Source organism: Methylobacterium sp. B4, from assembly GCF_003201865.1.
Lineage (GTDB): Bacteria > Pseudomonadota > Alphaproteobacteria > Rhizobiales > Beijerinckiaceae > Methylobacterium.
On the sequence record NZ_QJJJ01000001.1, the window covers coordinates 41,965 to 54,370 of the forward strand.

The window sequence follows — 12,406 nt, forward strand, 5'->3', positions numbered from 1 at the left end:
CCCTCCCCTCCTCGGGGAGGGTTGCCATGCGGCGCTGGCGACCGGGAACACGAGGAAGCGCATATGCCCGAGGCCTACATCTACGATCACGTCCGCACCCCCCGCGGCCGCGGCAAGCCGGACGGCGCGCTGCACGAGGTGACGGCGCTCCGCCTCGCGGAGACGGCCCTGCGCGCCCTCAAGGACCGCAACGGCCTCGACACGCGGCAGGTCGACGACGTGGTACTCGGCTGCGTCGATCCCGTCGGCGAGGCCGGCGGCGACATCGCCCGCGCCGCGGCGCTGGTGGCCGATTACGGCACCCACGTGCCCGGCGTGCAGATCAACCGCTTCTGCGCCTCCGGCCTCGACGCCATCAACTTCGCCGCGGCGCAGGTCATGGCCGGCCAGCACGACCTCACGGTGGGCGGCGGCGTCGAATCGATGAGCCGCGTGGGCCTCGGCGCCTCGGGCGGCGCCTGGCCCGTCGATCCGGCCATCGCGGTCAAATCCTACTTCATGCCCCAGGGCGTCTCGGCCGACCTCATTGCCACCAAGTACGGCTTCACCCGCGACGAATGCGACGCCTACGCCGTCGAGTCGCAGCGGCGCTCGGCCAAGTCCTGGGACGAGGGCCTGTTCCGGAACGCGGTCGTGCCGGTGCGGGACATCAACGGCATCACCCTGCTCGACCGCGACGAGCACATGCGGCCCTCGACCGACATGCAGTCGCTGGCCGCCCTCAAGCCCTCCTTCGTACAGATGGGCCAGATGGGCGGGTTCGACGCGGTGGCGGTCGATGCCCATCCCGATGTCGAGGCGGTGGAGCACGTCCACCATGCCGGCAACTCGTCGGGCATCGTCGACGGTGCGGCGGCCGTCCTGCTCGGCTCGGCCGAAGCGGGCGAGCGCGCCGGGCTCCGGCCACGCGCCCGCATCCGCGCGTTCGCCAATATCGGGTCCGATCCGGCGCTGATGCTGACCGGTCCAGTCGACGTGACGCGGAAGGTGCTGGCACGGGCCGGGATGAGCCTGTCGGACATCGACCTGTTCGAGATCAACGAGGCCTTCGCCTCGGTGGTGCTGCGCTTCCAGCAGGCCTTCGACCTCGACCCGGCCAAGGTGAACGTCAATGGCGGAGCCATCGCCATGGGCCATCCGCTGGGTGCCACCGGGGCGATGATCCTCGGCACCGTGCTCGACGAGCTGGAGCGCACCGGCAAGGAGCGCGCGCTGGTCACGCTCTGCATCGGCGCCGGCATGGGCACCGCGACGATCATCGAGCGGGTGTGATCGGGGCGGGCTCCGTCGCCCTGCCCTCGGCACGCAAACGCTGCTAAGGGCCTCCCACGCCGCGCCCTTTTCAAAGCGGGCGCGGTCCGAACTCGACCGGGAGAAACGCCACGATGAAGACGAGAAAAGCCGCCCTGTGCCTCGCCGCAATGCTGGCCCTGCCGCTCGCCGCGCGGGCCGACGAGGCCGCGGACAAGCTCGCCGTCGCCACGAAGCTGACCGAGAAGACGGTGCTCAAGAACCTCGACACCGGGTTCGGGGGGGCGCTGGAGAAGACCGTCTCGACCATGCCCGAGGACAAGGCCGAGACCGTCCGCAAGGAGGCCCGGGCCGAGTTCGACAAGCAGCGCAAGGAGCTGCTCGACGGTCTCTCGAAGCAGTACGCCGACAAGTTCTCCCTCGACGAGCTGAAGCAGCTCGACACGATCTACGAGGACAAGACCTACCAGAAGTTCCAGGCCGTCAACGCCGACCCGAAGTCGGAGGTGAACCTGCTCTCCCAGTCGGTGGTGACGCGGCTCCTGAACATGCTGACGCTCGCCGCCGCCAGCGATCAGAAGGGCGGCGCGCCCGGCGGTCTGCCCGGCGGCATGCCGACGCCGCAGAAGTGATCCGCGGGGCGCCGGCCTGACGGCGCTCCAAGCCGAAGCACCGGCGGCACCACGCGCCGCCGGTCTTCTCAGACGAGGCCCGAGGAAGAGCGATGACCGAAGCCCCGAAGAACTTCCGCTTCGAGACCGATGCCGACGGCATCGCGCTCGCGACCTGGGACATGCCCGGCCGCTCGATGAACGTCATCACCATGGAGGTGATGGACGAGCTCGAAGCCATCGTCGACGCGGTCGTCGCCGATGCCGGCATCAAGGGCTGCGTCGTCGCCTCGGGCAAGAACAACTTCTCGGGCGGCGCCGACCTGACCATGCTCCAGGGGCTCGGCGCTGAGTACGAGCGGGTGAAGGCGGCCGAGGGCGAGGAGGTCGCCATGCGCCGCTTCTTCGACGGCTCCGCGCGCCTCAGCCTCGTGTTCCGCAAGCTCGAGACCTGCGGCAAGCCCTTCGCGGCGGCGGTGCACGGCCTGTGCCTCGGCGGCGCCTTCGAGCTGGCTCTGGCCTGCCATCACCGGGTGCTCGCCGACGACGACAAGACCCGCGTCGGCCTGCCGGAGATCAAGGTCGGACTCTTCCCCGGCGGCGGCGGCACGCAGCGCGTGGCGCGGCTGATGCAGACGGGCGACGCCCTGCAGATGCTGTTCAAGGGCGAGCAGATCCGCGCCCTCATGGCCAAGAACATGGGCCTCGCCCACGCGGTGGCCCCGGCCGCCGAGATCGTCGAGCGGGCCAAAGCCTGGATCCGGGAGGGCGGCTCCGCGGTGGCGCCCTGGGACGTGCCGAAGTTCAAGGCGCCGTCCGGCAAGGTCTACTCGCCCGCCGGCATGATGATCTGGCCGCCGGCCAACGCGATCTACCGCCGCGAGACCCACGACAACTACCCCGCCGCCAAGGCGATCCTGGCCTCGGTCTACGAGGGCCTGCAGCTGCCGATGGATCTCGGCCTGCGGGTCGAGAGCCGCTACTTCGCCCACATCCTGCGCACCAAGGAGGCGCAGGCGATGATCCGTACCCTGTTCATCTCCATGGGCGAGATCAACAAGGGCGCCCGCCGCCCCAAGGACGTGGAGCCCACCAAGGTCGCCAAGGTCGGCGTGATCGGCGCGGGCTTCATGGGCGCGGGCATCGCCTATGTCAGCGCGCAGGCCGGCATGGAGGTCGTGCTGATCGACCGCGACCAGGAGGCGGCCGACGCCGGCAAGGCGCATTGCCACAAGCTCATCACCGGGCAGATCAACCGCGGCAAGGCCAAGACCGCCGACCGCGACGCGCTCCTGGCCCGCATCACCGCCACGCCCGACTACGCCGCCCTCTCCGGCTGCGACCTCGTCATCGAGGCAGTGTTCGAGGACCCGAAGGTTAAGGCCGAGGTGATCGCCCGCGTCGAGGCCGTGCTGCCCGAGCACGCGATCTTCGCTTCCAACACCTCGACCCTGCCGATCTCGGATCTGGCCAAGGGCTCGAAGCGCCCCGATCGGTTCGTGGGCATCCACTTCTTCTCGCCCGTGGAGAAGATGCTGCTCGTGGAGATCATCCGCGGCACGCAGACCGGCGACCGCGCCGTCGCGACCGCGCTCGACTACGTGCGGGCCATCAAGAAGACCGGCATCGTCGTCAACGATGCTCGCGGCTTCTTCGCCAACCGCTGCGTCCTGGCCTACGTGAAGGAGGGCCACAAGATGCTGGCGGAGGGCGTGCCCCCGGCCATGATCGAGAACGTGGCCCGGATGGCCGGCATGCCGGTCGGTCCGCTCTCCCTCAACGACGAGGTCGCGCTCGATCTCGGCCTCAAGATCCTGAAGGCCACCGAGGCGCAGCTCGGCGAAGCCGCGATCGATGGCGACCAGAAGCGTCTCCTCGTCGAGATGGTGGAGAATCGCGGCCGGCTCGGGCGCAAGAACAAGCGCGGCTTCTACGACTATCCCGAGGGCGGCCAGAAGAAGCTCTGGCCGGGCCTGTCCGAGATCCAGCCGAACCGGCTCGACCCGGACACGATCGACGTGGCGGAGCTGAAGCACCGCTTCCTCGTGGTGCAGGCCCTTGAGGCGGCCCGCACGGTGCAGGAAGGCGTGGTGACCGATCCCCGCGAGGCGGATGTCGGCTCGATCCTCGGCTTCGGCTTCGCCCCCTTCACCGGCGGCGCGCTCTCCTACATCGACTTCATGGGCGCCCGCGCCTTCGTCGAACTGGCGCGCGGCCTCGAAGCGAAGCACGGCCCCCGCTTCACCCCGCCGGAGAACGTCGTGGCCATGGCCGAGACCGGCGGCCGCTTCTACGACGCCCTGAACCGGGCGGCGTAGCGCGATCGGTGCCCTCCCCCACGCGCGGGGAGGGCCGCCCCGCGCGGAACCGAACCGCTCCGCTTTCGTTCACCGCCCGACCCGCAGCGAGCGAACCGGAGCCCCCCTTTGTCGAGCATCATCAAGATCCTGATCGCGTTCTTCCTGCCGCCGATCTCGGTGCTGATGACGAACGGAATCGGCATCCAGTTCCTCTTTAACATCCTGCTCTGCCTGCTGTTCTACCTGCCGGGCTCGATCCACGCGCTCTACCTGCTGCTGCGCGACCGCTGAGCAGCTGCGGCTTACGTCGGCCCGCCTGATCCTGCTGCCGTTTCATCTCGCCGGATCGTCATGGCGAGGCGGAGCCGAAGCCATCCAGAACTCCGCACGATCCGGAAGGGGTCGCGCTGCTGGATCGCTTCGCCGAAGCGCGCGATGACGGCGTGCGGCTGAGGCCGGGGCGTTCGAACGGAAAAGGTATGACTCGAGCGGGATGATCGGACGCTCGTGAAAGGCCGAAGCCCATGCTCGCCATCCTGATCCCGTCCGCCCTCGCCGTCGCGGCCGGCGTCAGCATCGTCATCCAGCAGGTGTTGAACGCGAACCTGCGCACGGCACTGAACTCGGCGGCGTGGTCCGGCTTTGCGAGCTACGCCGTCGGCCTCGCCTGCATGGCCCTGTTGGCCCTGGCGCTGCGCGATCCCCTGCCCTCGATGGCCACGGCAGCGCGTATCCCGTGGTGGGGCTGGGCCGGCGGCCTGTTCGGTGCCCTGTTCATCGGGCTCGCCATCGTGCTGGTGCCGCAGCTTGGCGCCGCGACCTTCATCGCGCTCCTCGTCGCCGGCCAGATGCTGGCCTCGGTGACGTTCGACCATTTCGGTTGGATGGGCCTCGCCCAGCGCCCTCTCGACGGCCCGCGCCTGATCGGCGTCGCCCTGCTGGTCGGCGGCGTGATCCTGATCCGGCGTTGACCGAGCTTCAGGCCCCGACGGCGTGCAGGACGATTTCCCGCCGGTGTCCCCGGTCGCGGTGCTCGATCAGGTAGATCCCCTGCCACGTGCCGAGCGCGAGGCGCCCATCCCGGATCGGCACCGTCAGGCCGGAATCGGTCAGCATCGTGCGGATATGGGCGGGCATGTCGTCCGGCCCCTCCATGCCGTGAACGTACTGCCCGTGCCGGGGCGCGAACCCGTCGAGCGCGGTCATCAAATCGACCCGTACATCCGGGTCGGCGTTCTCCTGGATCGTCAGGGAGGCCGAGGTGTGCCGGCAGAACACGCTGACGAGGCCGGTGCGGATCTCGCTCCGCGCCACGAACTCCGCCACCGCCTCGGTGATATCCGAAAAGCCTTGGCCGGGTGTCGCGACCGTCAGCTGAGCGCTCGCCTGCCGGCTCGCCGGCCCGGCCGAAAACCCGTCGAGCGGTCCGATCTTGCCCGCATTCCTGCCCGCCTGCCTCATTCCGATGCCTCCATCGCCGCACCCGGCGCCACCTCGCTCTCGCCCCGGGAGAGAATCCGCTCCAGCACATCGACCCGGTCGGCCTCCGCCGGCGGCTTGTCCCAGCGGATGCGGCTGACCCGGGGAAAGCGCATCGCCACGCCGGATTTGTGCCGGGTCGAGCGCTGCACGCCCTCGAAGGCGATCTCCAAGACGAGTCCCGCGTCGCGGCCGTAGGCGACCTCGCGCACGGGGCCGAAGCGCTTGGTGGTGTTGTTGCGGACGTAGCGGTCGAGCTTGGCCAGCTCGGCATCGGTGAAGCCGTGATAGGCCTTGCCCACGGGCACCAGCTCCTCGCCCTCCGGACCCTCGCGCCAGCAGCCGAAGGTGTAGTCCGAGTAGAAGGACGAGCGCTTTCCGTGGCCGCGCTGGGCGTACATCATCACCGCATCGACCACGTAGGGCTCGCGCTTCCACTTCCACCAGGGGCCCTTCGGCCGGCCCGGCAGGTAGGCGCTGTTGCGGCGCTTGAGCATCACGCCCTCGACCGCGTCGGCATCCGCCCCCGCGCCGGCCGAGGCCGGGTCGGCGCGGGCGGCGGCGACCTCCTCCCAGCTTGCGAAGGGGACGAGCGGCGAGAGATCGATGCGGGCGTGGTCGAGTTCGCGCACCAGGGCTTCGAGCCGGGGGCGCCGCTCGGCGAAGGGCAGCGGGCGCAGATCCTCGCCTCCGGCCGACAATACGTCGTAGGCGCGCACATGGGCCGGGAACTCGTCCAGCAGCTTGGCCGTCACCGCCTTTCGGTTGAGGCGCTGCTGCAGCACGTTGAAGCTCTGCACCCGGCCCTCGCGCAGGATCAGCAACTCGCCGTCGATCGCGCCCTCGAAGGTGATCGCCTCGGCAAGATCGGGGAAGGCGCCGGAGATATCCTCGCCGGTGCGCGAGTAGATTTTCTGGACTTGGCGTCCCTGGCCGTCGCGCCCGCCCGCGAGCTGGACGCGGATGCCGTCCCACTTCCACTCGGCGGAGAACGCCTCCGGCTCGAGCTTGTCGAGATCCTCGAACTCCTCGACCGGGTGCGAGAGCATCGGCGGGCGGAACGGCGCCGGGTTGCGGCTCTCGGGCCGCTCGCCTCGTCCCTCGACCCAGGCGAACAGCCCGGCATAGGGCGGCTTCAAGCCGTGCCAGACCTCCTCCACCGCGTCCGCCTCGTGCCCGCCGAGGGCGCCCACCGCGGTTTTGGCGAGCCGGGCCGAGACGCCGACGCGCAGGTTGCCGGTCACGAGCTTGAGGAGTGCCCAGCGCCCGGTCTCGTCGAGAGCGTCGAGCCAGTGCGCGAGATGGCGCGGCAGCTCGCGCTTCGGGGTGCTGGTCAGCGTCTCCACGACCTCCGCGAGGGTAGGGACGGAGGGGGGCGGGTTGTTGTGGCCGGGCCCGGGAGCATCCGCTTGCCCCGCGGGCAGGGTGAGAGCGTCGTCGGTCGAGCGGGGCGGTCGGCGGCCGCGAGGGGGCTTGCCCGAAGGCGCCTCGTCCTGCGCCAACACTTCGCTGGCACTCGTCGCGCCGACCACAAGATCGTCCCGCCTCTCATCCCGCGTGGCGGGAGAGAGGGAGGCGTCCAGTGTTTCCCCCGGCCCCGGCCAGATCAGCGCCGTGGTCTCGGCCAGATCGCCGACGTAGTTGTGCGAGAGCGCGAACAGGACCGGATCGACCCGCTCCTCCACGAGGCCCCGGATCAGCGCCGGTTTGGCCTCGCGGAAGGTGAGCCCGCCGGTCATGGCGGCGAGCGCCCAGCCGCGCTCGGGATCGGGCGTGCCGGCAAAAAAGTCCTGGAGCAGGCGCAGCTTGGCGTTGCGGCGCGGCTCGTAAGCGAGGCGGTCGAGGAGGTGGGCGAAGTCGTTCACGCCGAGGCCTCCTCCATCTTCGGATCGTGACCCGGATCGGGCTCGGCCTCTCCGTCGTCGCCGTAGCCCAGCAGGTGCAGCGGCTTGGCGCGGATGCCTTGCGTCCCACACCAGTGCACCAGCGCGTCCTCCTGCCCGTGGGTGACCCAGACCTCGCCGGCTCCCGTGTTGCGGATCGTCCGGCACAAGTCGGGCCAGTCGGAATGGTCGGAGATGACCAGCGGCAGCTCGACGCCCTTCTGCCGGGCGCGGGCGCGCACGCGCATCCAGCCCGAGGCGAAGGCGGTGACGGGATCGGGAAACTTTCGCGACCACAGGTCCTGGATCGAGGAGGGCGGGCAGAGCACGATCGCCCCGTGCAGGTCCTTGCGCTCGGCGGCCACCACCTTCGGCGTCTCGCCGAGCGCGATGCCCTCCCCCTTGTAGAGGGCCGTCAGCTTCTCCATCGCCCCGTGCAGGTGGATCGGCCGATCCCAGCCTTCCTCCCGCAGCAGCGCCATCACCCGCTGCGCCTTGCCGAGCGCGTAGGCGCCGACGATGTGAGCCCGCTCCGGGAACAGCGTCACCGACTCGATCAGCTTTCGCACCTCGACCCGCGTGTCGGGATGGCGGAAGACCGGCAGGCCGAAGGTGGCCTCGGTGATGAACACGTCGCAGGGTATCACCTCGAAGGGCAGGCAGGTCGGGTCAGGGGCACGCTTGTAGTCGCCCGAGACGACGATGCGCTGGCCCCCCCGCTCGATGGCGATCTGCGCCGAGCCCAGTACGTGGCCGGCGGGGGCGAAGAACACGCTCACGTCGCCGATCCGCATCCGCTCGCCGAGCCGGGCGTCCTGGCGGGTGGTGCAGAAATCCGCGCCGTAGCGCACCGCCATGATCCGCAGGGTCTCGGGGGTGGCGAGCACCGTGCCGTGGCCGGCCCGGGCATGGTCGGCATGGCCGTGCGTGATCAGCGCCCGCTCCACGGGGCGGGTCGGATCGACATGGAAGCGCCCGAGCGGACAGTAGAGTCCCTCGCGGGTGAGGGTGAGAAGATCGGAGGCGCGCTGCGACATCGGCCGGGATATAGGGCGTCCCTTCCGATCCGCCCTCGTTCGGCTCTTTCTGCACGCCATGTCCCGCCAGCGCTCCTCCGGCGACCTGCTCGCCGACCGCCGTTACGCCTACGCCGAGGCCTGCCTCGCCGAGGGCGATCCTGCGGGCGCCGCGGAGATGGCCGAACAGGTTCTGGAGATCGCGCCCGCCTACGCTCCGGCGTGGTTCCTGCTCGGACGCGCCCGCGAGACCGCCTTCGGCACGGGCGGCGACGAAGCCGACCGGCGGGCGGCCTTGTCCGCCTTCGCGCGCGTGCTCGCCCTCGACCCGGAGGACGCCCTCGGCAGTCGGCTGCGCGCGGCGGCGCTCGGGGGCGGAGACGTGCTCGCGGCGATGTCGCCGGCCTATGTCCGCAGCCTGTTCGACGGCTACGCCCCGCGCTTCGAGCGGCACTTGGTGGGCGAACTCGGCTATTGCGGACCGGAGCGGATGATCGCCGCGCTCGACGCGCTGCCGGGTGCGGCGCAGCACTTCGCGAACGCACTCGATCTCGGCTGCGGCACCGGCCTGATGGGGCGGGCGCTGGAGGGCCGGACCGGGCGCCTCGCCGGCTGCGACCTTTCCCCCGCCATGCTGGCGCTCGCCCGCCGCACCGGCCTCTACGCGCGCCTGGAGGAGGCCGACCTCGTCGCCTTTCTCGCCGGGGAGCCCGAGGGGACCGCGGATCTGATCGTGGCGGCGGACGTGTTCATCTATCTCGGGAGTCTCGACCCTGCGCTCTCCGGCATCGCCCGCGCGCTGCGCCCCGGCGGCCTTGCGGCCTTCACCGTACAATCGCCCGAGGATGAGGCCGGCGGCGTCGTGCTCGGCCCGGATGGGCGCTATGCCCATGCCGACGGCTACCTGCGCGGGGCGGTGGCCCGGTCCGGCCTCGCGCTCGCCGCGATGGACCCGGCGGCCATTCGAAGGCAGCGGAGTGCCGACGTCCCCGGCCGGATTATTGTCCTACACCAATACGTGAATCGATAGGATGCGCTGGAGGCAACCCCTCGCTCGTAATACCGTTATGCTGCGTGGCAACATCAGGGAAAGCGATGGCTGACGAGTCGAACAAGGCGTTTCCAGCAAGCCCGGTGACGAGAGTCCCCTTTGCCCTGGTGCTGTCGGGCATCGCCGGCGCGGCGGACGCGATCGGCTTCCTCGAATTCTCGCAGCTCTTCATGTCGTTCATGAGCGGCAACACGACGCGCTTCGGCGCCGCCGTGTCCGGGTACGACTGGGACGGCACCGCCCGGTTCGCCAGCGTCATCGCCGTGTTCTGCTTCGGCGCCTGCATCGGCACGCTCATCGCCGCCTGGTCCGGCCGCTTCCGCCTCTCGGTCCTGCTCAGCATCCAGGCGGTCCTGTTCGCCATCGGCCTGTTCGTGCCCCTCGGAACCGCCGCCTTCCCGCTCCACGCCTATCCGATCGTGCTGGCGCTCGGCATCCAGAACGCGACGCTGCAGGACGAGGCGGGGCGCAGCCTCGCACTGACCTACGTCACGGGCACGGTGGTCCGCTTCGGTGCGGGCGTGGCCAACCTGATCCTGCACAAGCCGGCCCCGTCCTTCTGGCTTCAGGCGCCGCTCTGGGGCGCGCTCAGCACCGGCGCGGTGGTCGGCGGCTTCCTGCACGGCTGGTTCGGCGAGCGGGCTTTCCTGTTCCCCGCGGGCGCCGCAGCCGTCCTGGCGCTGATCTCGCTGGTGCTGACGATCGCCCTCAAGGACACGCCCTACGTCTCCGGCGTGGCCGCACCGCAGCCCGATGCGCACCCGGAGGCCAAGCCCACCGCCACCGCGCCCGCCGCTGCCGGCTGATCGTCCGCCTTCGTCCCGTCCGGGGCGGAGCCGATCGAGAACTAACCGTCATCGCCCGGGCCGCCGCGCAGCCGTTTCACGCTGCTGCGGCGGCCCTTCTCGTCCAGGCGTCGCTTCTTCGAGGCCAGCGTCGGCCGGGTGGCGCGCCGGGGCGTGGGCGGCACCGCGGCCTCGGCCACAAGCGCGGCGAGGCGTTCGCGGGCATCCGCCCGGTTGCGCTCCTGTGTGCGGAAGCGTTGCGCGGTGAGGACGAGGACCCCCTCCCCCGTCAGGCGGCGCCCGGCGAGCCGCATCAGCCGCACCGCCACCGCATCGGGCAGGCTGCGCGAGCAGCGCACGTCGAAGCGCAACTGCACGGCGGTGGAGAGCTTGTTGACGTTCTGGCCGCCCGGACCCGAGGCGCGCACGAAGCTCTCCTCGATCTCGGCCTCGTCGATCTCGATCTGCGGCGTGCAGCGGAGCGCCACGGCCGATGCTCCCTCTTCCTGGCGGCAGCTGCCGGCGGCGCGTCAGCCGCCCTCGCCCGGGGTGCGGGCGCGCACCGCCAGGGCGTGGAGCCCGCGCTTAAAAGCATCGTCGAGAAGCCCGTTGACGAGCCTGTGACGCTCGACCCGGCTCTTGCCCTCGAACGCCGCCGAGACGACATCGAGCCGGAAATGGGTCTCGCCCTCCGGCCGTGCGCCGGAATGGCCGGCATGCAGGTGCGATTCGTCGATCACCTCCAGCGCGGTCGGCGCCAGTTCGGCGCCGAGCCGCCCGGCGATCCAGTCCTTCAGGGTCCCGGTCATCCTGTCCTCGTAAGCTCGACGCAGCGTCTGAATCGGTGGGAGCCGCGGCCGCCTCCGTCCGGCCGGCGGCCGAACGGCGGGAGACGCTCCGCTCTGGGAACGATCGCCCGGAACGCCGCGTCACCGGCACTTTTTTGCCCCCAGAGCGTCAACCCCGGATCGGTGCATGCGTCATCAGGCCCGACGGCCTTTTCGTCGGCGCGCCCACCCCTCATAATCGGCCCGTCATGGATCTCAACTCGCCGCTGTTCGACCGCATCCGCATCAAGCCGACCTGCGACGATCCCAAGTCGGGAGCGAAGACGGGCGCTCGGGCGAATGCGCGCTCGAGCGCGAGCGCGGGGGCGGCGACTGCCGAGACGGGTTGCGAGGCGACCGGCTGCACCCATCCCGGCCTCTACCGCGCTCCGAAGGGACGCAAGCAGGAGGGCCAGTACTGGCGCTTCTGCATCGACCACGTGCGCGCCTACAACGCCACCTACAATTACTTCGACGGCATGAACGACGCCGCGGTCGAGGCCTACCAGAAGGACGCGATCATCGGTCATCGGCCGACCTGGTCGATGGGCGTGAACGCGGCCGCCGGCAGCGGCGACAAGGCGCATCGTGCCAAGCCCGGCGTCAAGCCCGAGGCCGAGCGGGACTGGGCCTATGCCGATCCCCTCGGCGTGCTGCGCGCCAACGGTCTGGGCGGCGGCGCCTCGCGGCGTCAGGCGGCGCCCGAGCCGCAGCGTCCCCGCCACTCGGCCGCCGTGCGCAAGGCACTCGACGTCATGGGCCTCGACGAGAACGCCGATTCCGCGGCGATCAAGGCGCAGTACAAGACGCTGGTGAAGCGCTTCCACCCGGACGCCAATGGCGGCGACCGCTCCTTCGAGGAGCGCCTGCGCGACATCATCCGCGCCCACGACGTGCTGCGCGCCGCCGGGCTGTCTTGAGGCAGCGTCCGGCACAGGGGCGTCGGCACGAGGGATGCACGGCCACGGAGGCGGCCGCCCGCGCTGGAATGCGCCCGACGTCGGTCCCCCCGACACGCGGCGGGGCAGCAATCGCGCGCGGACGACCTATATCATGCAAGATCGCGCAACCGGCTTCGAGGCCGATCCGGGTGCGCGCGTCTTTCCAAGTCCCTCGCTATGCCCCTTGGCGATGCCTGCGGCCGGCGATTAAGGAAGAGATCAGCCCGCTTCCCGGCAGGCCGACCGGCAGGTGAATTGACGT

General features: G+C 70.5%; 13 protein-coding genes. 8 read left to right on the top strand and 5 right to left on the bottom strand.

The genetic code is table 11. The annotated features are described in order from the left end of the window. Window positions 1-63 precede the first annotated feature (63 nt). The 5 genes from BY998_RS00185 (at window position 64) to BY998_RS00205 (ending at window position 5,133) form a co-directional block, all read left to right on the top strand. Window positions 64-1,272 carry an acetyl-CoA C-acetyltransferase gene (locus BY998_RS00185; protein ID WP_110349612.1) on the top strand — a complete coding sequence of 403 codons (1,209 nt, stop codon included), beginning with the start codon at window positions 64-66 and terminating at the stop codon, window positions 1,270-1,272. 113 nt (window positions 1,273-1,385) lie between these two features. Beyond that, window positions 1,386-1,883, top strand: coding sequence for a hypothetical protein (locus BY998_RS00190; RefSeq protein WP_110349613.1), 498 nt, complete (start codon window positions 1,386-1,388; stop codon window positions 1,881-1,883). A gap of 92 nt (window positions 1,884-1,975) precedes the next feature. Continuing rightward, the gene (locus BY998_RS00195) at window positions 1,976-4,180 is read left to right on the top strand and encodes an FAD-dependent oxidoreductase (RefSeq protein ID WP_110349614.1); all 2,205 of its coding nucleotides are present in this window, start codon (window positions 1,976-1,978) and stop codon (window positions 4,178-4,180) included. Between the two features lie 108 nt (window positions 4,181-4,288). Next, complete coding sequence (locus BY998_RS00200) at window positions 4,289-4,453, top strand: YqaE/Pmp3 family membrane protein (RefSeq protein ID WP_110349615.1); 165 nt, start codon at window positions 4,289-4,291, stop codon at window positions 4,451-4,453. A 233-nt stretch (window positions 4,454-4,686) separates the two neighbouring features. Next, window positions 4,687-5,133: a DMT family transporter gene (locus tag BY998_RS00205; protein ID WP_110349616.1), complete on the top strand. Its 447-nt coding sequence runs from the start codon at window positions 4,687-4,689 to the stop codon at window positions 5,131-5,133. Window positions 5,134-5,140: 7 nt separating this feature from the next. Here the strand turns inward: BY998_RS00205 and BY998_RS00210 are convergent, their stop codons facing one another. Genes BY998_RS00210 through BY998_RS00220 form a run of 3 tightly spaced genes read right to left on the bottom strand, consistent with a single transcriptional unit; the run spans window position 5,141 to window position 8,561 of the window. Then, window positions 5,141-5,623 carry a secondary thiamine-phosphate synthase enzyme YjbQ gene (locus BY998_RS00210; protein WP_110349617.1) on the bottom strand — a complete coding sequence of 161 codons (483 nt, stop codon included), beginning with the start codon at window positions 5,621-5,623 and terminating at the stop codon, window positions 5,141-5,143. Further along, the gene (locus BY998_RS00215) at window positions 5,620-7,506 is read right to left on the bottom strand and encodes a cisplatin damage response ATP-dependent DNA ligase (RefSeq protein WP_110349618.1); all 1,887 of its coding nucleotides are present in this window, start codon (window positions 7,504-7,506) and stop codon (window positions 5,620-5,622) included. The genes BY998_RS00210 and BY998_RS00215 overlap by 4 nt, the downstream gene beginning before the upstream one ends. After that, a complete protein-coding gene (locus tag BY998_RS00220) occupies window positions 7,503-8,561 on the bottom strand; it encodes a ligase-associated DNA damage response exonuclease (protein WP_110349619.1) in 1,059 nt (352 codons plus the stop codon). The genes BY998_RS00215 and BY998_RS00220 overlap by 4 nt, the downstream gene beginning before the upstream one ends. Before the next feature lie 58 nt (window positions 8,562-8,619). On the opposite strand from BY998_RS00220, the gene BY998_RS00225 reads away from it, so the two are divergent. Beyond that, a complete protein-coding gene (locus BY998_RS00225) occupies window positions 8,620-9,570 on the top strand; it encodes a methyltransferase domain-containing protein (RefSeq protein WP_110349620.1) in 951 nt (316 codons plus the stop codon). A gap of 65 nt (window positions 9,571-9,635) precedes the next feature. Next, window positions 9,636-10,397: a YoaK family protein gene (locus BY998_RS00230; RefSeq protein ID WP_110349621.1), complete on the top strand. Its 762-nt coding sequence runs from the start codon at window positions 9,636-9,638 to the stop codon at window positions 10,395-10,397. A gap of 41 nt (window positions 10,398-10,438) precedes the next feature. Here BY998_RS00230 and arfB read toward each other — a convergent pair whose 3' ends face one another. Next, window positions 10,439-10,864, bottom strand: a complete 426-nt coding sequence (gene arfB / locus BY998_RS00235) for an alternative ribosome rescue aminoacyl-tRNA hydrolase ArfB (protein ID WP_110349622.1) — start codon at window positions 10,862-10,864, stop codon at window positions 10,439-10,441. A gap of 42 nt (window positions 10,865-10,906) precedes the next feature. Further along, window positions 10,907-11,185 carry a BolA family protein gene (locus BY998_RS00240; RefSeq protein ID WP_110349623.1) on the bottom strand — a complete coding sequence of 93 codons (279 nt, stop codon included), beginning with the start codon at window positions 11,183-11,185 and terminating at the stop codon, window positions 10,907-10,909. A gap of 227 nt (window positions 11,186-11,412) precedes the next feature. On the opposite strand from BY998_RS00240, the gene BY998_RS00245 reads away from it, so the two are divergent. Then, window positions 11,413-12,123 carry a DnaJ domain-containing protein gene (locus tag BY998_RS00245; protein ID WP_110349624.1) on the top strand — a complete coding sequence of 237 codons (711 nt, stop codon included), beginning with the start codon at window positions 11,413-11,415 and terminating at the stop codon, window positions 12,121-12,123. Window positions 12,124-12,406: the final 283 nt, after the last annotated feature.

Bases quoted from the DNA above. Each gene is read 5' to 3' on its own strand.
- BY998_RS00230 (WP_110349621.1), top strand. From the start codon at position 9,636: ATGGCTGACGAGTCGAACAAGGCGTTTCCAGCAAGCCCGGTGACGAGA.
- BY998_RS00240 (WP_110349623.1), bottom strand. From the start codon at position 11,185: ATGACCGGGACCCTGAAGGACTGGATCGCCGGGCGGCTCGGCGCCGAA.
- BY998_RS00220 (WP_110349619.1), bottom strand. From the start codon at position 8,561: ATGTCGCAGCGCGCCTCCGATCTTCTCACCCTCACCCGCGAGGGACTC.
- BY998_RS00225 (WP_110349620.1), top strand. From the start codon at position 8,620: ATGTCCCGCCAGCGCTCCTCCGGCGACCTGCTCGCCGACCGCCGTTAC.
- BY998_RS00190 (WP_110349613.1), top strand. From the start codon at position 1,386: ATGAAGACGAGAAAAGCCGCCCTGTGCCTCGCCGCAATGCTGGCCCTG.
- BY998_RS00195 (WP_110349614.1), top strand. From the start codon at position 1,976: ATGACCGAAGCCCCGAAGAACTTCCGCTTCGAGACCGATGCCGACGGC.
- BY998_RS00210 (WP_110349617.1), bottom strand. From the start codon at position 5,623: ATGAGGCAGGCGGGCAGGAATGCGGGCAAGATCGGACCGCTCGACGGG.
- BY998_RS00245 (WP_110349624.1), top strand. From the start codon at position 11,413: ATGGATCTCAACTCGCCGCTGTTCGACCGCATCCGCATCAAGCCGACC.
- BY998_RS00205 (WP_110349616.1), top strand. From the start codon at position 4,687: ATGCTCGCCATCCTGATCCCGTCCGCCCTCGCCGTCGCGGCCGGCGTC.
- BY998_RS00185 (WP_110349612.1), top strand. From the start codon at position 64: ATGCCCGAGGCCTACATCTACGATCACGTCCGCACCCCCCGCGGCCGC.